The 21,934-nt window shown below is 52.9% G+C and carries 22 protein-coding genes; 16 read left to right on the top strand and 6 right to left on the bottom strand.

Features of this window, described 5'->3' with window-relative positions; translation table 11 throughout:
* Entirely contained in the window at positions 1–432 is a 432-nt protein-coding gene (locus Abci_RS11385) for an OsmC family protein (protein ID WP_048839292.1), read from the bottom strand.
* 260 nt (positions 433–692) lie between these two features.
* Between Abci_RS11385 and Abci_RS11380 the strand changes: the two genes are divergently transcribed.
* On the top strand, positions 693–2,192 hold the full coding sequence (locus tag Abci_RS11380; RefSeq protein ID WP_048839291.1) for a malate:quinone oxidoreductase: 1,500 nt from the start codon (positions 693–695) through the stop codon (positions 2,190–2,192).
* A gap of 56 nt (positions 2,193–2,248) precedes the next feature.
* On the opposite strand, the gene Abci_RS11375 is transcribed toward Abci_RS11380, so the two are convergent.
* The 4 genes from Abci_RS11375 to bioB are packed head-to-tail and all read right to left on the bottom strand — an operon-like array spanning position 2,249 to position 5,190.
* Positions 2,249–2,782: a 6-pyruvoyl trahydropterin synthase family protein gene (locus tag Abci_RS11375; RefSeq protein WP_048839290.1), complete on the bottom strand. Its 534-nt coding sequence runs from the start codon at positions 2,780–2,782 to the stop codon at positions 2,249–2,251.
* Positions 2,775–3,512, bottom strand: coding sequence for a 7-cyano-7-deazaguanine synthase QueC (gene queC, locus Abci_RS11370; protein ID WP_048839289.1), 738 nt, complete (start codon positions 3,510–3,512; stop codon positions 2,775–2,777). Before queC ends, Abci_RS11375 begins: the two co-directional genes overlap by 8 nt.
* A 3-nt stretch (positions 3,513–3,515) precedes the next feature.
* Positions 3,516–4,151, bottom strand: coding sequence for a 7-carboxy-7-deazaguanine synthase (gene queE, locus Abci_RS11365; protein ID WP_048839288.1), 636 nt, complete (start codon positions 4,149–4,151; stop codon positions 3,516–3,518).
* A 28-nt stretch (positions 4,152–4,179) separates the two neighbouring features.
* Positions 4,180–5,190, bottom strand: coding sequence for a biotin synthase BioB (bioB, locus tag Abci_RS11360; RefSeq protein WP_048839287.1), 1,011 nt, complete (start codon positions 5,188–5,190; stop codon positions 4,180–4,182).
* A gap of 174 nt (positions 5,191–5,364) precedes the next feature.
* Here bioB and Abci_RS11355 point away from each other — a divergent pair, with 174 nt between their 5' ends.
* The 15 genes from Abci_RS11355 to Abci_RS11285 all read left to right on the top strand — a co-directional run bounded on the left by Abci_RS11355 (position 5,365) and on the right by Abci_RS11285 (position 20,888).
* Positions 5,365–5,649: a putative hemolysin gene (locus Abci_RS11355; RefSeq protein WP_084597644.1), complete on the top strand. Its 285-nt coding sequence runs from the start codon at positions 5,365–5,367 to the stop codon at positions 5,647–5,649.
* A 521-nt stretch (positions 5,650–6,170) separates the two neighbouring features.
* Positions 6,171–6,857 (top strand): phosphoadenylyl-sulfate reductase, encoded by a 687-nt coding sequence (locus Abci_RS11350; protein ID WP_048839286.1) that lies wholly within the window; start codon positions 6,171–6,173, stop codon positions 6,855–6,857.
* Between the two features lie 49 nt (positions 6,858–6,906).
* Entirely contained in the window at positions 6,907–7,701 is a 795-nt protein-coding gene (gene cysD / locus Abci_RS11345; protein ID WP_048839285.1) for a sulfate adenylyltransferase subunit CysD, read from the top strand.
* A 25-nt stretch (positions 7,702–7,726) separates the two neighbouring features.
* Positions 7,727–9,607, top strand: coding sequence for an adenylyl-sulfate kinase (gene cysC, locus Abci_RS11340; RefSeq protein ID WP_048839284.1), 1,881 nt, complete (start codon positions 7,727–7,729; stop codon positions 9,605–9,607).
* 100 nt (positions 9,608–9,707) lie between these two features.
* A complete protein-coding gene (gene cysT / locus Abci_RS11335; RefSeq protein WP_048839410.1) occupies positions 9,708–10,559 on the top strand; it encodes a sulfate ABC transporter permease subunit CysT in 852 nt (283 codons plus the stop codon).
* Positions 10,556–11,359, top strand: coding sequence for a sulfate ABC transporter permease (locus Abci_RS11330; protein ID WP_084597643.1), 804 nt, complete (start codon positions 10,556–10,558; stop codon positions 11,357–11,359). Before cysT ends, Abci_RS11330 begins: the two co-directional genes overlap by 4 nt.
* A complete protein-coding gene (locus Abci_RS11325) occupies positions 11,356–12,408 on the top strand; it encodes a sulfate/molybdate ABC transporter ATP-binding protein (RefSeq protein ID WP_048839282.1) in 1,053 nt (350 codons plus the stop codon). Before Abci_RS11330 ends, Abci_RS11325 begins: the two co-directional genes overlap by 4 nt.
* 127 nt (positions 12,409–12,535) lie before the next feature.
* Positions 12,536–12,880, top strand: a complete 345-nt coding sequence (locus Abci_RS11320) for a DUF2849 domain-containing protein (RefSeq protein ID WP_048839281.1) — start codon at positions 12,536–12,538, stop codon at positions 12,878–12,880.
* Positions 12,881–12,901: 21 nt separating this feature from the next.
* Entirely contained in the window at positions 12,902–14,596 is a 1,695-nt protein-coding gene (locus tag Abci_RS11315) for a nitrite/sulfite reductase (protein WP_048839280.1), read from the top strand.
* Positions 14,583–15,074 (top strand): DUF934 domain-containing protein, encoded by a 492-nt coding sequence (locus Abci_RS11310; protein ID WP_048839279.1) that lies wholly within the window; start codon positions 14,583–14,585, stop codon positions 15,072–15,074. The genes Abci_RS11315 and Abci_RS11310 overlap by 14 nt, the downstream gene beginning before the upstream one ends.
* An 18-nt stretch (positions 15,075–15,092) precedes the next feature.
* A complete protein-coding gene (locus Abci_RS11305) occupies positions 15,093–17,105 on the top strand; it encodes a glycosyltransferase N-terminal domain-containing protein (protein WP_048839278.1) in 2,013 nt (670 codons plus the stop codon).
* Positions 17,102–18,097, top strand: coding sequence for a tetraacyldisaccharide 4'-kinase (gene lpxK / locus Abci_RS11300; RefSeq protein ID WP_048839277.1), 996 nt, complete (start codon positions 17,102–17,104; stop codon positions 18,095–18,097). The genes Abci_RS11305 and lpxK overlap by 4 nt, the downstream gene beginning before the upstream one ends.
* Positions 18,094–19,014, top strand: a complete 921-nt coding sequence (locus Abci_RS11295; protein WP_048839276.1) for a lysophospholipid acyltransferase family protein — start codon at positions 18,094–18,096, stop codon at positions 19,012–19,014. Before lpxK ends, Abci_RS11295 begins: the two co-directional genes overlap by 4 nt.
* A 127-nt stretch (positions 19,015–19,141) precedes the next feature.
* A complete protein-coding gene (locus Abci_RS11290; RefSeq protein WP_048839275.1) occupies positions 19,142–19,939 on the top strand; it encodes an inositol monophosphatase family protein in 798 nt (265 codons plus the stop codon).
* 94 nt (positions 19,940–20,033) lie between these two features.
* Positions 20,034–20,888, top strand: coding sequence for a lipid-binding SYLF domain-containing protein (locus Abci_RS11285; RefSeq protein WP_048839274.1), 855 nt, complete (start codon positions 20,034–20,036; stop codon positions 20,886–20,888).
* A 40-nt stretch (positions 20,889–20,928) separates the two neighbouring features.
* Here the strand turns inward: Abci_RS11285 and mltG are convergent, their stop codons facing one another.
* Positions 20,929–21,912 (bottom strand): endolytic transglycosylase MltG, encoded by a 984-nt coding sequence (gene mltG / locus Abci_RS11280; protein WP_084597642.1) that lies wholly within the window; start codon positions 21,910–21,912, stop codon positions 20,929–20,931.
* Between the last annotated feature and the right edge of the window lie 22 nt (positions 21,913–21,934).

The following is a 21,934-nucleotide window of genomic DNA, read 5'->3' as shown; positions in this document are numbered from 1 at the left end:
TCAGCCCACAAGCTGTGCATCGAGCGTGATTGTTGCCTTGAACAGTTTAGAAACAGGGCAGCCCGTCTTGGCTTTGTTTGCCAGTTCAAGAAACTGCTCCTGAGTTGCACCTGGTACGTTGGCTTTTAGTGTCAGGGCAACAGCGCTTATTTCAAAACCGCCATCTGTTTTATCAAGGCTGACCACCGCTTTGGTATCTATGGACTGGGCTGTCAGCTTGGCTTCTCCCAAGATGAGCGACAGAGCCATGGAAAAGCAGGCCGCATGTGCAGCGCCCAGAAGTTCTTCAGGGTTTGTGCCCGGCTTCCCTTCAAAGCGGGTGTTGAAGCCATAAGGTTGATTGTCCAGAGCATGGCTTTCTGTTGAAACCGTGCCTTTGCCTTCCTTTATGCTGCCTTCCCAATGTGCTGTTCCGTATTTATGAATGGTCATACTCTCTTCCTCTCTATCGCTCGTCAGGTTGGACTGTGCAAAATAACGCTGCTTTTCGATAAGAGTTCAGTGCATTGCTGCTGCGCTCTCGGAGAGATGAGGAGAACGTGCCCGCAAAGCTGTGTCATAAGAGGACTTCTACAGGCAGTTCTCCCATTTTGGCAGCTTGCATGTATGTGTGAAGCGGGGCATGGCTCCAGTCAGCCATGCACAGTCTTTGCCTGAGCAACGGGGCGGAATTGAATATTCGGAGACCAAGAATGAGTTCCATTACTACCGGTACCGCTTCTTCTGCTGATGTCGTGCTAATTGGCGGCGGCGTTATGAGTGCCACATTAGGCGCTTTTTTGCGGCAGCTTCAGCCTGACTGGAGCATCAGCATTTTTGAGCGCCTTGATAACGTAGCGGAAGAAAGTTCGGATGCGTGGAACAATGCTGGAACAGGCCATTCCGCCTTATGTGAACTGAATTACACGCCCCAACAAGCCGACGGCCACGTTGATATCAGCAAGGCCGTTGTGGTTAACGAAGCCTTTCAGGTCTCCCGTCAGTTCTGGAGTTATCTCGCTGAAACCGGGATTGTTGCTAACCCCCGTGACTTCATTACTCCTGTCCCGCATATGAGCTTTGTATGGGGGGACGCGAATACTGAGTTTCTGCGTAAGCGCTATGAAGCGTTAAGCCAGCATCCGCTGTTTGAAGGAATGGAGTATTCGGAAGATCCTGCTCAGTTAGCCCAATGGATGCCTCTGGTTATGAAGGCGCGCAAACCCGGCCAAAAATTGGCTGTGACGCGTAGCCTGAATGGAACAGATGTTAATTTTGGGGCTTTGACGCGCTTACTGTTTGGATATTTGGCCAGCACGCCAGCCTGTACACTCCATACACGCCATGAAGTGCTGGACCTTAAAAAGGAGCCTGACGGTTTATGGCACGTTAAAGTGCAGGATTTACGCCAGAATACGCAGCGTACCGTGAAAGCAAAATTTGTTTTTGTTGGTGGTGGCGGTGGCGCTCTTCCCCTTTTACAGAAAAGCGGTATTCCCGAAGCACGCGGTGTTGGAGGTTTCCCTGTAAGCGGCCAGTTCCTGCGGTGCAAAAACCCGGACATTATTTCTCAACACCATGCCAAGGTGTACGGCAAGGCCTCAGTTGGTGCGCCGCCCATGTCCGTTCCTCATTTGGATACGCGCGTTATCAATGGTCAACGGGCTCTACTGTTCGGTCCGTATGCAGGGTTCTCTACGCGCTTCCTGAAGCAGGGATCATTGATGGACCTGCCTAAGTCCATCAATGGTGGAAACCTGGGGGCAATGCTGGCCGTTGCAAAAGACAACTGGCCGCTCACGCGCTATCTGATTCAACAGGTGATGCAGTCCAATGATGAGCGCATGAATGCCCTGCGAGATTTTGTACCAGATGCCAAATCGGAAGACTGGGAACTGGTAACTGCCGGTCAGCGCGTTCAGGTTATCAAGAAAGATGCCAAAAAGGGTGGCGTCCTGCAATTTGGGACTGAAGTGGTCGCCAGCAAAGATGGCTCTATTGCCGCATTGCTGGGAGCGTCACCGGGCGCCTCCACCGCAGCCCCAATTATGCTGACAGTTCTAGAGAAATGCTTTGCCAGCAAACTGGCTGAGTGGGAGCCAAAGCTGAAAGCTATGGTCCCGTCATATGGTCAAAAACTGTCGGATAATCTGGATTTGTGTAAGACGCTGCGCGACAAAACGACGCAGACTTTGAAACTGCAAGATCTGTAAGCAGTCTCATTAAAGGTAATGTGCGGCGAATAAAGCGCCGCACAAACAACCAAGTGTTATTGTGTAAAGTCAGAGATCGACATGTCTGGGCGATACCACCAGCACAGTGCGGATGGCCGCGGGCTAGGCAGGAAGTCCTGAGGATTTCCGCTAAAAGTTACAGTGTTTGTCGGGGTTTCCTGCAAAGAAACTTCTACGCATTTCAGTAGGTTTTCATCCGCCAGCAAAAATGCGTTTATTTTTGCCATAAGCAGGCAGACCATGAGCTCGGTTGTAGGGTCACCTGGCGTTACCACAATGCGGCGCGCACGCTCGGGTTCATGCTGTCTAAACCACTCCAGCAGAGGATCATCCTCGGCAAGTTGCAGTGCATGGTCCAGTTTTTCATCTACAAAACGGTGCCAGGTCGACTTTGCCCGCTGGAAAGATACCGGCATGTTGCCATGCCCATCCAACCGTACGGGGTTTGTCGCAGACAGTTTAACAGTTACAAATTCGTTGTGGCCATGGGGCAGGGCGCAGGTCTCGCTCGCGCCATGAATCAAGCGGTGGCCCATGGAAAAGCGCCGGGTAAAAACCAGGTCAGGCATGCTGGCCAGCCTTTTTGGCGCAATAATCTTCCCAGCCAGCCCGCCGCAGCTCACAGGCTGGGCAGTGGCCGCATCCATGGCCCCATGGGTGAACAGGCGTTGTGCGGTCCCCAAGATAACAGGTGTGGCTTTCCCGGTTAACTAGGGTCACAAGATCATCCCCGCCCAGTTCTTCCGCTAACGCCCATGTTTCAGCCTTATTGATCCACATAAGAGGGGTATGCAGGACAAACCGTGTATCCATGCCAAGGTTGAGAGCAACCTGTACCGCTTTTATTGTGTCATCCCGACAATCTGGGTAACCGGAATAATCTGTCTCACACACACCCGTCACGATGTGCCGAATACCCCGCCTGGCAGCCAGCGCTGCGGCAAAGGTGAGAAAAATAATGTTCCGGCCGGGTACAAACGTATTGGGTAACCCTCCGTCTGCCATCGCAATTTCAGCATCACGGGTCAGTGCTGTTTCCGAAACTTGCCCAAGAGCATCCAGAGCAAGCGTGTGGTCCATGCCCAGCTTGTCGGCCCATAGTGCATTCTGAGTCTTCAAACCCTCTCGTAGCGTTTCCCGGCAGGTCAACTCTATGCCGTGGCGTTGCCCATAATCAAAACCCAAGGTCTCAACCCGACCAAACCGAGCAAGTGCCCAAGCAAGACATGTCGCGGAATCCTGCCCACCAGAGAAGAGAACAAGAGCTGATTCCGTTTGTGCGTGTTCTGGAAAGGCCATAACTTAGGGAATACCAGTGAGTTTATGTGTCTGGAGCGAGAGGCCCCATTTAGGGTGCTTTAAGCAGTAACGAATGGCGGCCTGCAGATTATCTGCCTGATTGGGACCATCCATAGGTTGTAGCCAGAACTGCTGAAAATCCAGAGTTTCGAGTGAGGCCGGGTCTATGCCGCTTTGAGGATAGACCAATTTAAGTTCCGTGCCCTGAGTTTGAACAAGCTCTCCACCCGCTTTGGGGCTGATACAAAGCCAGTCAATACCCTCTGGCGCCTGAACGGTCCCGTTGCTTTCAACCGCGATTTTGAAGCCAGCCTGATGCATGGCTTGAATGAGCGTGTCGTCAAGCTGGAGCAGGGGTTCACCACCCGTAAAAACAACCAACTTATGGTCTATGTCTGACTGCGGCCATAACGCATTGATGTGGGCGGCCAGATCATCAGCCGTCGGAAACTTGCCGCCACCGTCACCATCTGTCCCGATAAAATCAGTGTCACAGAATTGGCATATGGCGGTAGCGCGATCAGCCTCACGACCGGACCAGAGGTTACACCCTGTAAAACGGCAGAATATAGCGGCGCGGCCAGCTTGTCCCCCTTCACCCTGAAGCGTGAGGAACACTTCCTTAACAGAATATGTCATGTGTCAGGTTGTTATTTGCAGGAGTGTCTCAGGCCTGAACAGCGTCAAGCCCAATACCTGTCGTATGCATTCCCAAACGATCGAGCAAGTTACGGTCCCGCTGCGCCTGCGGGTTGGGGGTGGTCAGAAGGCGTTCCCCATAGAAAATGGAATTTGCACCAGCCAGGAAGCAAAGAGCCTGGGTTTCGTCACTCATGTTCTCGCGCCCTGCGGCCAGACGAACGCGGCTTTTTGGCATGGTAATACGTGCCGCTGCGATCATGCGAACGAAGTCAAGCGGGTCAATTTCTTCCGCATCGCCCAAAGGTGTACCTTTTACGCGCACCAGAAGATTTATGGGAACGCTCTCCGGGTGAGTAGGCAGCGTGGCCAATGCAGCAATCAAGCCAGCACGGTCTGTTTCATTTTCACCCATTCCGACAATGCCACCACAGCAAACATTGATACCAGCATCGCGAACATTGGAGAGGGTATCCAGTCGGTCTTGGTATGTCCGTGTGGTGATAATCTCGCCGTAATATTCGGGGGAGGTATCAAGATTGTGATTATAGTAATCCAGACCGGCGTCCTTCAGGCGGCCAGCCTGACCGGCGTCCAGCATGCCTAACGTGACACAGGTTTCCAGCCCCAGTCCCTTGACGCCTTCCACCATGGCACAGACCGTCTCCAGGTCATGGTCTTTCGGAGAGCGCCAGGCGGCACCCATGCAGAAACGGCTAGCGCCTGCATCACGAGCCTTTTTTGCTTCCGTAAGAACTTTTTCCACGGCCATCAGGCGGTCAGCTTTAACGCTATCTTCATGGCGTGCGCTTTGCGGGCAATAAGCGCAGTCTTCCGGGCAGCCACCTGTTTTGATGGAAAGCAGGGTGGAGATCTGAATATCTGTCGGGTCAAAGGACAAACGATGAAGAGATTGAGCCCGGAACATCAGTTCAGGAAAAGGCAGATCAAGAAGCGCCTGAATTTCAGGAACGGTCCAGTCATTACGGACTTCGACACTGGAAGAGGGGCGAGCGACAGGAGATGAACCATCAGGCATGGGGCGGGACCGAACTTTTGATGAAAACAGGAATACTATGAGCATACGTCTTTTGCAGCATAAATGCCAGACAGTATGCGTCATCTACGCTCGCTATAGGACAAGATGACATTGAACGTAAAATAAGATTACACTGAGCAGAGAAAAATAGACTGAATTTAAGGAGTAAGCCTGATGGCGAAAATAGTAACTCGATTTGCTCAGGGAGCTATGATGCTCACTTTGCTCGGGACGGCGGCTGCATGTAGCCACACGCAAGAAGATCGCTCTACACAGCGTGTAAGGCCGATCCGTATGCCCAATCCCGCAACATTATATTGCGTCAAAAAGGGCGGGAAAATAGAGACGCGCTATGAGGACAAAAAGGGGCAGGTCAATTTCTGCCGCTTGCCGGATGGGTCTGTTAGCGAAGAATGGGCGCTCTTTCGCAGAGACAACCCCAAACCATCAAACGGATAAGACAGCCGAGCGCATGCAGGGAGCTTTAAGGTTCCCTGCACTGGCTGCAATAAAAATCCCATAATATATATTATGCCAACTAAATAACGTGACGCCGGGATTTGCCATTCCTTGCGCAGCCTGGATGTTGGCTTGGAGTTTTCTACTGGCGCGCCGCTAAGACAGTCGAACAATAATTGTAAACGCATATCAGAATTCAGGCCGAGTTGTTTGTTTGGGCGGACGGATTGGAGCGCGTAGCTGCGTAACGGCCCATAACGGTGCCGCGTAAGTTCACCAGATTTGAACCAGCAACCGGGATGCAGCCCTGCACTCTACTGCGCGTATATGTAATTTTTGATATAATTGCGCAAAGATATCGTAGAAAATATGAAGGCATGCCACTTTCTTATTTCGTGCTGTTTGGGGTGTATTCTGACCGGAATAACAATTTTTGTGATATTTAGTGCTATTGAAATAATTATATCACGCTTATATGTGTGGCTTAGAAAGTTTCTGTTTTCCACGGCTATGGGTCGTAAATGTCTAGTAACGAGAAAATCATAGTACAGTTACGGTCTGTAGAAAATGATCCAGTAAGCCTTCTGGAGCGCGCATCTAGGCTGTTGCCTGATGACATCGCCGTGCTGTCTTCTTTTGGCGCTGAGTCAGCGCTGTTGCTGGCGCTTGTTGCAGAAGCCAATGCTGATCTTCCTGTGCTGTTTTTGGAAACTGGAAAGCATTTTCCCGAAACCTTGCTGTATCGTGCTGAACTGGCCCGTTTTCTTGGCTTGCGACACGTCATTGATGTGGCCCCCGAACCCTCACAACTTGCAGACCGGGACCCAATGGGTGAACTCTGGGCGTTTGACCCGGATGCATGCTGTGCTCTGCGCAAGGTGGAGCCCCTGAAGGCCGCAACGCAACCTTTTTCGACCCTTGTCACAGGCCGGAAGCGTGTTCAGGCATCAACCCGGACAACGCTGCAAGTTGTAGAAGAAAAACCCGACGGGCAACTTCGTTTGAACCCCCTTGCTCATTGGACGGCTGATCAGATTACGGCTGAAATGAAGCGTAGAGGCCTACCGCCGCACCCCTTGGTGGAACATGGCTATCCTTCCATAGGCTGCGCGGTGTGCACCCGGCCCGTGGAAAACGGTCAGGATGCCCGGTCAGGCCGCTGGACGGGTTTGTCCAAAACAGAATGTGGCATTCATACCGCAGGCTGACCTTGCATAACGACTATCACTGATTACCAACACAGGTTTGAAATATACCATGGACCATCTTGATCAGCTTGAAGCGCAAAGTATTTTCATTCTGCGCGAGGCCTATCGCAAGCTCCGCCCACTGGCCATGCTGTGGTCCTTGGGGAAAGATTCAAACGTGATGGTCTGGCTGGCTAAAAAGGCGTTTCTTGGCCGCGTACCCTTCCCCGTCATGCATGTGGATACCGGCAAGAAGTTTCCGGAAATGTACCAGTTCCGTGACGAATACACCAAGAAATGGGATCTTGAGTTGTTGCTTGGCGATTGCCCGCCCGTAGAGGAAATGGACCCGTCTCTGCCACCCGCTGCCCGGTCCGCAGCCCGTAAGACAGCAGGCCTTGCTGCCATGATCGAGAAGCATCGCTTGCAAGGTGTTATCGCCGGTATTCGACGGGATGAGCAAGGAACACGGGCGAAAGAGCGTGTTTTCAGCCCTCGCGGAGCCAGCCATAAATGGGATATCCGAAATCAGCCGCCCGAATTTTGGGACCAGTACGCAACGCCTCACGAAGAAGGTATGCATATTCGTGTGCACCCGCTCCTTTCATGGCGTGAAATTGATATCTGGCGCTACATAGAGCGCGAGGGTATTCCGCTGGTTGACCTGTATTTTGCCAAAAATGGCAAGCGCTACCGCTCTTTGGGCGATCAGGACATTACAAACCCTGTTGAGAGTAATGCCGCAACGCTCGCTGAAGTGATTGCGGAACTCGAAACCACACGTACATCTGAGCGGTCTGGTCGGGCCATGGACCATGAGTCTGAAGATGCGTTCGAACGCTTGCGCGTTGCTGGCTACCTCTGAGATTTGCGGACTGGGAAAAGAGACAATGACACAAAGTTCTTTAAAATCTCACGAGGCCGCCACTCCTATCGTGATTGTCGGGCATGTGGACCATGGTAAGTCGACCCTCATAGGGCGTCTGCTGCACGACACGGACAATCTTCAGGACGGCAAAGTTGCCCAGATTATTGAGTCCTCCAAAAAACGTGGTTTGAAAATAGAGTGGAGCTTCCTGCTCGATTCATTGCAGATTGAGCGTGATCAAGGCGTTACGGTTGATTCCACCCGTATCCCTTTCCAGCTTGGCCAGCGTGAGTTCGTGATTGTAGACGCTCCCGGGCATCGGCAGTTTTTACGGAATATGATCACCGGTGCTGCAGATGCGGAAGCCGCCGTTTTGGTCGTCGATGCTGCTGAGGGTGCGCGTGAGCAGACGCGCCGCCACGCCATGCTGCTGCATTTGATTGGTATTCGGCACGTTATTGTTCTGCTCAATAAGGTGGACCTGCTGGACTTTGACCAGCAAAAGATTGAGGCCGTGCAAGATTCTGTCGGGGAGCTTCTGGCAAAGCTTGATCTTAAGGCGGCTGTATTTGTTCCAGCCTCTGCGCGGGATGGCGATAATATTGCAACGCGCTCTGAGCGGACAGCTTGGTATAAAGGGCCGACCCTGACGGAAGTTCTGGCACAGGTCCCCTCACCTGAATCCCGCACAGAACTGCCGCTGCGCCTGCCAGTGCAAGATGTCTATCGTTTTGGTGACAAGCGTTATGTCGCCGGGCGCATAGAGCGCGGGTGTGTCCGTGTTGGAGACACTATCGTTATAGGCACACAGAAAACCCGTGCCCGTATTGCATCTGTCGAAAGCTGGCATACAGCACCGCAGATCTCGGCTGTTGCGGGCCAGTCTGTTGCCATCACTCTGGAGCCAGACGTCATTCCTGACCGGGGGGACATTTTGTATCTTCCGGACAACGCACCTGTTGAAGCGGCTCGGGTTAAAACACGGTTGTTCTGGTTGCGTCAGGAACCCTTGCGCGTTGGGGAGACATTCAAGCTCCGTCTGGCAACGGCAGAACATACGGTAACCGTTGCGTCCATTGATACTGTGCTGGACCTTGAAAACCTGACAGCCCATCAGGGAGACGAAGTGGCGGCTGAAGGCTTTGCTGAAATTACGCTGGCTGCTTCCGAAACCATACAATTTGATGCTTTTGCACCCGGCACTGCGGATGGTCGCGGTGTGCTTGTTGACCGGCACCAGCGTATTGTAGGTGGCGCACCGCTTATTGGTGCGGCTCTAACGCAAGCGGGAGAGACCGTTATCCACCCCACTGGCAGCCATGTCAGTGCCGTAGACCGCACACGGTCTCATGGGCACAAAGGGGCTGTATTCTGGCTTACAGGGCTGTCTGGCGCCGGGAAAAGCACAGTGGCACGGAGCGCTGAGTCGCAGCTTTTTGCGCAAGGGCTCAATGTGAGTGTGCTGGATGGTGACACACTTCGCGCCGGTCTGTGCAAGGATCTTGGCTTTAGCGAAGCAGACCGTACCGAAAACGTCCGTCGTGCCGCAGAAGTCGCGCGGATTCTGCAAGACGCTGGGCAGGTTGTGTTGGTGGCTCTGATTTCACCCCTCCAGTCAGACCGTTTGCTTGCAAAGCAGATCATAGGCGAAGGCTTTCAGGAAGTGTTTGTCGATGCCGATCTTTCTGTGTGTGAGCAACGCGACCCCAAAGGGCTTTATGCTGCGGCACGGCAGGGAAAGATTGCGAACTTTACGGGAATTGATGCGCCTTACGAAGCACCGCATGCTCCTGCCCTGCATCTGAAAACCAGTGCGAATAATGTTGATTCGGCAACGAACAGTCTGGCAGATTTTGTTAAGGGCTTTGTCCGATTTGCTCGTCCGGCGCGGCTACAGTCTTAATCTGCGCTTTCGGGAATAGCGAGATACTGCCTGTGTGCGTGCTTTCAACGGTGCCGCCGGGCAGTATCACGCGTTCTGCATTCTGGTGGTCGATGGTAGCATGAAGCGAGCTTTTACACAGTTCTGGCGTGGCGGATATTCTGCCTTGCCCGGCTACCGTTTTTCACTCTTGTTTACAGTCTTCTGGACAGGTTTTTTTATTATTCTGCCGCTCTGTGCCCTCATCATCCGCCCCTGGCAGGATGGTGTTGGTCCTGTGGTGGCAGAACTGCATGATGCCCGCATGTTTGCGGCACTCTGGACCAGTTTTTCCACTGCTGCCGTTGCTGCATTTCTCAATATTCCACTCGGGCTTTTTCTTGCGTGGATGCTGGTGCGGGGCGACCTTCCTGGCCGACATATTGCCAATGCCCTCATAGATATCCCTTTAGCACTGCCCACGGCAGTGTCTGGCATTACGCTTGCCACATTATACAGCCCTCAGGGGTGGCTGGGTTATCCTCTATCCAAACTGGGTATATCAGTTGCCTATACGCGTTCTGGTATCGTTCTGGCCCTTATGTTTGTAGGGCTGCCGTTTATGGTGAGAACGGTGGAACCGGTCTTGAAAAACTTGCCGCAGGAGCTGGAGGAAGCCGCCAAACTTTTGGGGGCACGGCCACGGCAGATTATAACCCGTGTGATTATTGCGCCCTTGCGCCCTGCTCTTCTCACTGGTTTTGGTCTGGCCTTTGCCCGCGGCGTTGGGGAATATGGCTCTGTTATTTTCATTGCAGGCAACCAGCCTTTTAAAAGTGAAATTGCCCCTTTGCTGATTGTTGTAAGGCTACAGGAGTTTGATTACCCCGGAGCGACAGCAATTGCCCTGATCTTGCTGTTGGCTTCTCTTTCCGTTCTGGTTTGTCTTGGTGTTCTGAGAAGAAGAATTTCGGCATGGAGTGTCGGGGCATGATGAGGCGTGGCCTTTGGGTGGCCGCATGGGCGCTCATTATTCTTGTGCTCATCATGCCGCTTGCCGTGGTTCTGGCAGAGGCACTGAAAAATGGTTTCGGTCCGGCTCTCGAGACGCTCAAGGACCCGGACGGCATTGCAGCACTCTGGCTTACAGTTGAAGTAACCACCATTGCGGTCATTGCCAACACGCTGTTTGGCATTGCGGCTGCCTGGCTGCTGACCAAATACCGCTTTCCGGGGCGTACCTCTCTGCTCGTTCTGGTTGAATTGCCGCTCAGTATTTCTCCGGTTGTGTCCGGTCTGGTCTGGCTTCTGCTGTTTGGAGCACAGGGGTGGTGGGGGCCTGCGTTGGAAGAGGCAGGCATTCATATAGCCTTCGCTATTCCGGGTATTATATTGGCAACGGTCTTTGTTACGCTGCCCTACGTTGTGCGTACTTTGGTGCCACTCATGGAGCAACAAGGGCGGGATACAGAGGAAGCAGCAGCTCTGGCAGGTGCCGGGTTTTGGCAAATACTCTGGCGGGTTACTTTGCCGGGAGCCCGGATTGCCCTGGTATCTGGTATTTTGCTGACAACGGCCCGTGCAATGGGGGAGTTTGGCGCAGTGTCGGTCGTCTCCGGACATATTCCCGGCCTGACCGAAACCATGCCGTTGCATATAGAAAGCCTCTATAACGGTTACCAGACTGTAGCGGCTTTCACTATGGCTGCTCTTCTGGCCTGCATGGCGTTGGCCACGGTTTTATTACGTTATGCGCCAGCCTTTTTATGGCGTAGTCGGGAAGTGCCTAAATGAGCGTGCATGTTGAAAATCTGACCCGTTATGCCCCGGCAAGTCAGCGTAAACTGCTGGATGACATTACTCTTACTTTCCCCACCGGTGCGTTTGTGGCGTTGGTTGGCCCTTCAGGCGCTGGGAAAACTACGCTTTTAAGGGCGATTGCCGGGCTGGACCAGTGTGAGGAAGGCACCCTGACGCTGAACGGTAACAGCCTGAAAACCTTACAGGATAGAGCCGGTAAAATAGGGTTTGTGTTTCAAAACTACGCGTTATTCCCACACATGACCGTGGCGCGGAATATCAGTTTTGGTTTGGATGTTCTCCCACGAGGGAAACGTCCTTCCCCTACAGAGATTGCCAATCGCGTCAAAGAGTTATTGGAGTTAATGCAAATACCCGCTTTGGCAGAGGCATACCCTGCCCGCCTGTCTGGCGGACAACGGCAACGGGTGGCTTTGGCACGCGCCTTGGCAACAGGCCCGACACTCCTTCTGCTGGATGAGCCCTTTGGCGCACTCGACCCCATTGTACGACGTACAATTCGGACATGGTTGCGTACACTGCACGATCAATTGGGCCTGACGACTATTCTGGTGACTCATGATCAGGAGGAAGCTCTGGAAGTCGCGGACCGCATTGTGGTGATGCAGAATGGTCGTGTTGTGCAGGATGCGTCTCCCACTGATTTGGATGAGAAGCCCCAAACCTCTTTTGTCATGGAATTTTTAGGAGAAGCCGTGACCTTCAAGGGGCAGGTAAAAAACGGGTATTTTGTGCCGGACGAGGCGCACGTTGCGTCCTTTCCCACCCACATATCGGAAGGTCGTGCAGACGCGATGATTCGTCCGTTTGAGATTATGCTGCAGGATGAGGGAGAGGCAGCGGTCCCCCTTGCTACTCATGGTAAAAGTAACGGTTACAGGCATTATTCCGCCACTTTGGCTGGCCGTGCTGTTCCCGTTTTTGTCCCTGAAACGTCTGGTGGCGCGCATATCAAGACCGGTTGTGCGCATTTAAATATTCAGAATGCCCGTATTTTCAGGAATGGAACTCGTGCAAATTAAACTACAAGAAATCGTTAAATTAAGGTGACGCGCAAGTTCTCTGATTGAATTATAATGACGTTGTGTTGATTATACCGTAATTTTATGAGAAAATACGTTAAGTAAATGTGCTTTGCGAGGTGGAAATATGGACCGCAGAAATAGCCGCCGGGATACAGAAGGCCACAGCGTTCTGACGGCAAACCGTTTGCTGGATGGTCGTATTGTCTGGCTGGCAGCTGACAACACATGGCAAATACTCCTCAGCCACGCGCAGGTTTTTCCTAATACAGAAATAGAGGAAAAACTTTCTGAGCACGCAGCCAAAGCACAGCAGGAGGGACTGGTGGGGGTTTATGGTGTACAGGTACACACTGATGCAGGCCGCATTACACCCGTAACCAGCCGGGAGCAGATTCGTGCGCAGGGGCCCAGCATACACCCTGACTTTGTCCCGACATGGCAGAAAACTGGCTCAACGGTCACAGCTTAAATTTCACGTAAGGTCGCCCCCATGCCTCACACCTCTCAGCACATATTGCCTGTCGGGCGTTACGCGTACGATGCCGTGGACAAAACATTCCTCAAGCAGCGCGTGGCGCAATTTAAAGATCAGGTTGAACGCCGAATTTCTGGCTCCCTGACGGAAGAAGAGTTTAAGCCGCTACGGCTGATGAACGGCCTGTACCTCCAGTTGCACGCTTACATGCTGCGTGTTGCCATTCCGTACGGCATAGTAAGTGCCAGCCAGATGCGCACCCTGGCGTTAATTGCGCAACGATATGACCGTGGGTACGGGCATTTCACAACCCGCCAGAACATACAGTTCAACTGGATCAAGCTGGAAGATACTCCTGATATTCTTGACCTTCTGGCCGAAGCAGAGATGCACGCCATTCAGACGAGTGGTAACTGCATCCGGAACGTGACGGCAGACCAGTTTGCTGGCGCTGCGGCGGATGAAGTGCTTGACCCGCGTGTCTATGCAGAAATTTTGCGCCAATGGTCTACCCTGCATCCTGAGTTCACGTTTTTGCCACGTAAATTCAAGATTGCAATTTCAGGTAGCCCCAAGGATCGCGTAGCAGCCCGCTTTCATGACATTGGGCTTATGGCACGCATGGGCCCCCATGGGCGTCCGGTGTTTGAGGTCTATGTTGGTGGCGGGTTGGGCCGCACACCAATTGTCGGGACCAGCATACAGAAAGACCTGCCGGAATCTGACCTGATTGCGTATCTGGAAGCGATTTTGCGTGTCTATAACGCTTATGGTCGGCGGGATAACATCTATAAAGCGCGGATCAAGATACTGGTTCAGGCTTTGGGAATTGAGAGTTTCCGGGAGCAAGTGGACGCAGAGTTTGCCGCCATGGATCGTGCCAAATATCAACTGCCACACCAAATTGTAGAAGAAATTAGAGCCCGCTTTGGGCAGCCTGATTTTCTGCCTGCTGACGAGGCCGCAGAAAAGCTGGCGCAACAGCGGTTGGCGGATCCGGCTTTCAATTACTGGGTGCAAACCAACACCCATGCGCACAAACAGGCTGGCTACTCATCTGTTACGATCTCCTGCAAGCCTGTAGGCGGCATACCGGGGGATGTAACAACAGAGCAGATGCATGTTCTGGCTGATCTGGCTGAAAAATATAGTTTTGGTGAGTTGCGGGTTACGCACTTACAAAATGTTGTCCTGGGTCATGTTCGGCAAGATGCCTTGTACGCTGTGTGGCAGGTTCTGGAGCAGTACGATCTGGCCACGGCAAATGTGGGCTTTATTACAGATATTATTGCCTGCCCTGGGTTGGACTACTGTGCATTAGCCAATGCACGCTCGCTGCCCATTGCGCAAAAATTAAGCGAGCGTTTTGGCAGCGCTGACCTGCAACGGGAAATTGGCCCTTTACGCCTGAATATTTCCGGCTGCATCAATGCCTGCGGTCACCATCATGCGGGGCATATTGGTATTCTGGGGGTGGACAAGCGCGGGGAAGAAGCGTTCCAGATTACGCTTGGTGGTGCATCTGACCAAGATACGGTATCTGTAGGTCAAATTATCGGCTCAGCACTTTCGGAGAATGAGACTGTTGACGCCGTTGCTCGTATTATCGACACTTATCTTGCAAGACGGGATCAGGGCGAGCATTTTATACAGACCTGCCGCCGGATAGGCACAACACCCTTCAAGGAAGCCGCATATGCCACTGCTTGAGAACGGCCAGATTAAGAACGATACATGGCTGGTCGTACAAGACGGAGGTGCCGTACCTGCCGGAGATGTTCTGCTACCACTTTCCCGGCTGGCGGAAGGCTTTGCCCGGAATACAGAAGGCCGGGTCGGTGTTGTTCTGGCCCCGGACGAGGCGGTGGATGGCCTGAGTGACGTGTTGGACAGACTGGAGGCCGTGCAACTGACGCTTCCTATTTTTCGGGATGGACGGGCGTTCACACAGGCCCGCGCCTTGCGTGAACATCTGAAATTTGACGGTATTATACGTGTTGGTGGTCATGTTTTGCCTGACCAGTATGAGTTTTTGCTGCGGTGTGGTGTAACAGACATTGTGGTTCCCGAAGGCACAGATGTGTCCGTCTGGGAGCGCGCGCATAAAGCCTTTACCGTTGCCTATCAGCCTTCTGTGCAGAATGAAGCCAAGGAAGGATTTGCGCTAAGGCGGCGTTTGTTCTCGTAATTTAGGCATTATTGCCTCATGGCACGTTTGGGCCTATCTCCCCGCTCTTCTTTGCAACGGGCTTGCGTCAGTTTGGTGCGGTCCTATTTGCGGTTCGCGCTGCGTACAACACGCTGGACATTTTATATAACCCCTGAGGCTTTTCCCCTTCTTATCGGCCGGAATGGTACAAATGGGATTATGGCGTTCTGGCATGAAATCTTGCCAGCCACGCCTGTGCTCTGCTTATGGGCCAAGAACGCTACCCCCAGTTTGCGCGTGAAAGTCCTGATAAGCCGCAACCGGGATGGGCGGATGATTGCCGATATTATTGCGCCATGGGGTATTGGCACCATTGCGGGATCTTCGAATACACGAGGTAAAAATAAAGGGGGAGCTGCGGCTTTCCGTCAAATGTGCAAGGCCCTGCTTGCAGGGGAGCAGGTTGTCATTACGCCTGATGGGCCGCGGGGCCCAAGACGCATGGCGCAGCCTGGAATGGCGGCCCTTGCTGCTGCCGTGCGCAAACCCGTTGTTCCTGTGGGCGCCTATTACTCAGGTTTACAGCTCAATTCATGGGACAAAATGGTCATCCCGCTTCCCTTCGGTAAAGGACGGTTTGTATGCGGAAACCCCATTGAGATTCGAAAAAATAATCCAGACAGCACGGTGCTTTTGGCTGAGACGCTGACACAGCAAATGCGGGAAGCAACTGATGGTCCGGATACCACAACGGATGCCTATCACGTATTCCAGTGGGCGATGCCATCGCAGAGCATTGCGCCGTCAAAAATTTGGGCATGCGTAGCCACTCTTATAGCGCCATCCCTGCCCTTTTTATTGCGGTCCCGCCAACGTCAGGGAAAGGAACTACCGGACAGAGTGCGTGAAAAAATGGGGTTCGCGTCTCGTACGCGGCCTAGGGGCAAACTTGTCTGGTTTCATGCTGCCAGTGTTGGTGAGGTTCTGTCCATTTTGCCACTCATCACAGCTTGGTTGGAGAAAGACGCAGGGAGTACCGCGTTGGTCACGACAGGATCTGTAACGGGTGCTCGCATTGTGGCTCAGTATCAGGCTAATCATGCTGAAAACACGCGTCTTATTCATCAGTTTGTACCGCTTGATGTGCCGCGCTGGGGTAAACGGTTTCTGGAATACTGGTCTCCCCACGCCGCTGTTTTTACCGAGAGCGAACTCTGGCCCAACCTTATTGGCCAGTGTCGTGCGCACCAAATTCCTGTGGCCTTGGTGAATGGTAGAATGTCGGCATCCTCTTTCAAGGCGTGGCAGAAAGCACCCCGAGTAGCGAAGCGGCTTATGGCTTCCTTTAGTTGGATTGCGCCTCGTTCTGAAGCTGATGCGGGCCATTTCAAAGCCTTGGGCTGCAATAGTTTGGAGCCCACAGGGGATATCAAGGCCTATGCGCAACCTTTGCCTGTTAATGAACAGAGTTTAAAAGCGCTACAGCGGCATATTGGTCAGCGGCCGGTTTTTCTGGCGGCTTCCACGCATTCGGGTGAAGACGAAACCATAGTGCAGGCAGCAGCTCTTGCGCGTAAAAGAGTGCCTGACTTGCTCACACTCATCGTGCCACGGCATCCGGAGCGCGGTGCAGATATTTCCGCGCTTGCGTCAGGCGCACCGCGGCGCTCTTTGAATGAGTGGCCACAGGGTTCAGACACATTATGGATTTGTGACACACTGGGAGAGCTCGGGCTGTTTTATACGCTCGCCACTTGCACGTTTATTGGGAACAGTTTGCCGTCAGCACAGAATGGCGGTGGCGGGCACAATCCGTTTGAGCCAATAAAGCTAGGGTGCGCTGCCTCCACCGGCCCGTGCACACATAATTTTTCCGAGATTTTTAAACAGTTGGAAACCGTAGTACCTGTTCTCACTACAAAAAAGGACATTGCAGAGTGGGTGGTGTCTCAGGTGGCGGAACCTGGCAGAAGCGCAGAGCAGGTTAAACGTGCGCAGGACATTATCCAACAACACGCTAATCAGTTGGATAGTCTGGCAAAAAAAATCATGATGCTTGGCACAGCATGAGTTTGCCTCCCCGTTTCTGGCTTAGGCCGGATGCACGTTTTCTGCCCTTGTTGCTAACCCCTCTTGCTAAAGTGGTTGCTAACTGTGCTGCCAAACGTCAGCAGCGTGCAGGATGGTTAGCGCCTATTCCGGTACTCTGTTGCGGCAACCTGACCACAGGCGGGACAGGCAAGACCACAGTTGTGTTGGATCTTATGACAAGGCTTCAGGCGCAAGATATTGATGTGCATGTGCTGACCCGTGGCTATAAGGGCCGGTTGAAGGGGCCTGTCAGAGTAACACCCCACCATACCGCTCGGGATGTAGGAGATGAAGCACTCCTTCTAGCCCATCAGGGCCCAACATGGGTGGGCGGAGACCGTGCTGCAACTGCCCAAGCGGCTGTTAAGTCTGGTGCTCAATGCCTGATTATGGATGATGGCTTTCAGAATCCCACGCTACACAAAACGCTCTCCTTGCTTGTTGTGGATGGCGCTGTCGGACTGGGTAATGGACATGTCATGCCGGCTGGACCCTTGCGTGAGGGGATAACAGCAGGCTTGAAGAGTGCCTCAGCAGTGCTGGTTATTGGCAAAGACCAGACAGGATTTCTGGAACGTTATGCAGACCACCTCCCCCCAAAGAGTGTGTATACGGCAACCCTTGAAACCATGGTGTCAGACTTGCTGCCCAACAAAGCCGGTCCTTATATTGCGTTTGCCGGCCTAGGGCGACCAAGCAAATTTTTTGACGGCTTACGCGGCGCTGGTATTCAGGTGTTAAAGGCAATAGCGTTCCCGGACCACTATCGTTACCGGTCAAAGGACATGAAATACCTGCTCTCTCTTGCTGAGACGCATCATGCTGAGTTGGTGACCACACCTAAGGATGCTGTTCGCCTGCCAAACTGGTTTAGGCAACGTGTGAAGGTTGTTAATGTGGCTTTGAGCTGGGATGATCTGTCTGCGCCAGAAAACTTGCTTCATACTCTTATGAGCAAACCGAGAATATGACACAGTCTCTTGTAAAATGGCCCATGCGCGTTGAGGCATTTGCTGCCAAAAAGCTACTAGGGTTTTTCAAGCGTTTAGGCCCTGTAAAAGCCTCAAATCTGGGTGGGCGCTTTTGCAGGACGGCGGGTCCGCTCTTGCCTGTCTCCAAAACGGCTGACCGCAACCTGCAAATAGCCCTCCCTCACCTCACGCGCCTCCAGCGCCGAGCTATCGTAAAAGGAGTGTGGGAAAACCTTGGGCGCACAGTCGGCGAATTGCCCCATTTGGCGAATTTGCAGGAAAACACACCCAGCGGTCCGGGTTTTGAGGTGCAGGGGGCTGACTACCTGCGTGATCAGGTGGAACAAGGCGGTCCCGTTCTTTTCCTGTCCGGGCATATTGGCAATTGGGAAATGCTTCCGCCCGCTGTTGCCCGTCATGGTGCTCCTTTTGCCTCTTTCTACCGGGCTGCTGCCAATCCGTTGATTGATGCCATGATCCGGCGTCTGCGTGATGATGCTATGGCACCCACGCCTATGCCTCTTTTTGCGAAGGGAGCGAGGGGGGCCCGGGAAGCACTCTCTTACGTGGCCAAAGGTGGCCGGTTAGGTATGCTTGTTGACCAGAAAATGAATGACGGTGTTGAAGCAACGTTTTTTGGCCTCCCCGCCATGACAGCCCCTGCCCTTGCGGCTATGGCTTTAAAATATCGCTGTACGGTCATTCCTGGGCATGTTGAGCGTTTGGGGCCAGCTCGTTTGCGGATTATCGTGGAGCCACCTCTCATTTTGCCACAAACGGGCAACAAGCAGCAGGATATGGCGCGTCTTGTTCAGATGGTGAATGACCAACTGGAAGTGTGGATTAGACAAAAACCGGAAAGCTGGCTGTGGCTTCATAAAAGATGGCCCAAGTCTTTCTATAAAAGCGATCAATAACACCATAGTTCATTAAAGCTTATGCAGAATGGTTTGCTACTTTATGAATGCTGAGTGTCGCCTTCGGGCTGCCTTGTGACTATGGTAGCGACATTCTGAATGTGATCTGAGTATTGGAGCAAGCCGCATGTCATCTCACAGTTCTGCTATTGCCTATCGTCTGGAAGCAGCGCGGTCTGTGGTGCGGGATGCCGGGCAACTTGCCATGGCTATGCGCCCGGCACCAGGCGGTCCGGCAGGTACGCAAAAATCCGCACAGGACTGGCTGACAGAAACTGACGGTGCTGTTGAGGCTTTCATAGCCGACCGAATGAAAACGCTTTTTCCTGAAGATGGCTTTCAGGGTGAAGAAGGCGGCGTAGCGCGGGATGGACAACTCCGTTGGGTTGTGGACCCTATAGACGGAACATCCAACTATGCTCGCGGCCGTAACAGGTGGTGTGTGTCTTTAGGGCTGCTGGATGGAGATAAGCCTGTTGCAGGCGTTATAGAAGCTCCTGCACTAGGCGAGGTTTATACGGCGCACGTTGGCCATGGTGCTTTTCTCAATGGCAAACCTATTCAGGTATCCCCCGTCAAAGAACCTGCCAGCGCCATGATTGAAATGGGGTGGAGCAACAGAGTGCCCCGTGAAGTCTTCATGGAAAAAATGGATGCCATTATGCGGCTTGGTGCCATGCCACGCTCTGGTGGATCAGGTGCGTTGGCTTTGGCAGATGTTGCCTGCGGCCGGCTGGATGGTTACATCGAAATTGTTATTAACCTGTGGGATGTGGCGGCAGCCCTCCCCTTGCTGGCAGAGGTCGGAGCGAGCGTATCGCCTTTTCTGGCAAATGGCGGACTGACGGGACCAGCAACTATTCTGGCAGCAAACCCACATATTGCAGAGGCGCTGTCTGCGGCAGTCTCCATTCCGTTGAAGTAAACGTTTTTAAGACGCAACCGGTCGTTGCCATTCTCTCATCATAAAGTTCTGTTTTGTTCTTACTTTGCCGCTCGGCTTACAGGGAGACCCAACCATGCGGTCAATTTACCGCTTTACTTCGTGTTCTCTTGCCCTGGGGGTGGCTGCAACCCTTTTGTGCACACCACAAAGCGCCAAGGCTGCTGACAGCGGGCAGACGATTGTTGATAAAGCAGCGCTCACCGTGCAGGACATGTTTGTAGGGGCAACAGCAACAAGCAAAGTCGCCGTTAATCTCGCCAAGGCGCGGGCTGTCATGGTGTGCCCATCCATCTTTCGGATGTCCATTGTGTTTGGTGGTGCCGGTGGTGGGTGCGTATTGCTCGCCCGGGATGCCCGTGGTTCATGGTCTGACCCGGCATTTTACACACTCAGCACGGCATCTTTTGGTATCCAGTTGGGTGTAGAAAGCTCGTCTGCCATGTTCTTTGTCATGACAGATCGTGGCTTGCAGGCCTTGCTGGATAGTCAGTTCCAGTTTGGAGCTAATGCTGGTGTGTCGTTCGCAACCTTGAGCAGCAGTGTGGAACGTGGAAATGCTGGTGCCAAGAATACTGACATTTTAGTTGCACAGAAGGCGCAGGGCTTGTTTGCCGGTGCTGCATTAGGTGGAACGAAATTAACGGTTAACAGCGACATTAACCGCAAATATTATTCTCAGACTGTTGGCCCGGAAGAAATTGTAGTGACAATGCGGGTTAACAATCCGGGGGCCGATCCGCTTAGAAGCGTGCTCATGCGGTATAGCAAGCTATCTGGCGCAACGCCCACCACAGCACACTCTACTAGTACAACGGCGGCATCCGTTCCGGCGTCTGATACGGTGCCCAATTATCAAGGCACAGCAACGTCTAATGCCGTGCAGCATGAAAGCTTGGCTCCTCTGACGTCCTCCACAGGAAAGCGATAATCTGTAGAGAAGGAAGAGCATTTCTGCTCTTCCTTTTGACTTACTTATCGTTGGAATTTTGCTGTGTCTTACGAAAATCTGAGACGTTTTTATTATGGTCGCCCAACGTTTTAGAAAATTTGTGACCACCCGTCCCGTCTGCAACAAAGTACAGAACATCCCCCTCTGCTGGATGAGCGGCAGCCGTGAGAGCACTGAGGCTTGGCGCGCATATAGGGCTTGGCGGTAACCCCGCATACATATAGGTGTTGTACGGGTTTGCGGTATGTAGGTCTGAATGCGTCAAGGGACGATCTAATGGGGTTGCCCCGTTTGTCAGGGCATAGATGACAGTCGGGTCCGTTTGTAGCTTCATCCCGCTCTGAAGGCGGTTAAGAAACACCCGTGCGACTAATGGCCGCTCATCAGGCAGTGCGGTTTCTTTTTCTATTAACGAGGCTAAGGTAACGAGCGCGTGCGGGTCAGGAATTTCAGGTGACGCGGCTCGTTCTTGCCAAATTTTTGCAACGGCCTGCTGCATGGCTGATTGTGTGCGTGTAAGAAAATCGGCACGCGATGTGTTGCGTATGTAGCTGTAGGTTTCCGGCATAACACTGCCCTCAGGAATGTGAGGGAGCGTACCGGTGAGCAGATCGTCTTCGTTGATGAGGGCTTCAATCTGTGCAGCAGACAACCCTTCCGGAATTGTCAGCTTATGCATGACCGGCTTGCCGTGGCGCAGCACAGTGAGTGCTTGTTCTATAGAAGCATGAGCGGGGAAATGGAGTTCCGCAGCATGGAGTTGACCATCTTTTCTGGTCAGACCAATGGCAAGTAGCGTAACGCGCTCTGCGTAATACCCTTTTGGAAGGACGTTCGCGTCCTGCAAAGTATGGATCGTACTGAGATAGTTACCGTGAGGGATGACTATGTCAGCAGAGGCTGAAAGTGGACCGGCTTTTGTATAGTCGGTCCACAATTTCAAGCTTGCGCCCCCTGCCCCAAAAAAGAGGAAAAGGAGCAGAAAAAAGAGTGTCTTGCGCATAGCCTCTATTTATTCCTTCATA

It is taken from the genome of Acetobacter cibinongensis (genome assembly GCF_000963925.1).
GTDB classification, from domain to species: Bacteria; Pseudomonadota; Alphaproteobacteria; order Acetobacterales; family Acetobacteraceae; genus Acetobacter; species Acetobacter cibinongensis.
The sequence above is the reverse complement of the archived record's forward strand: the minus strand, read 5'-3'. Positions and strand labels throughout refer to the sequence as shown.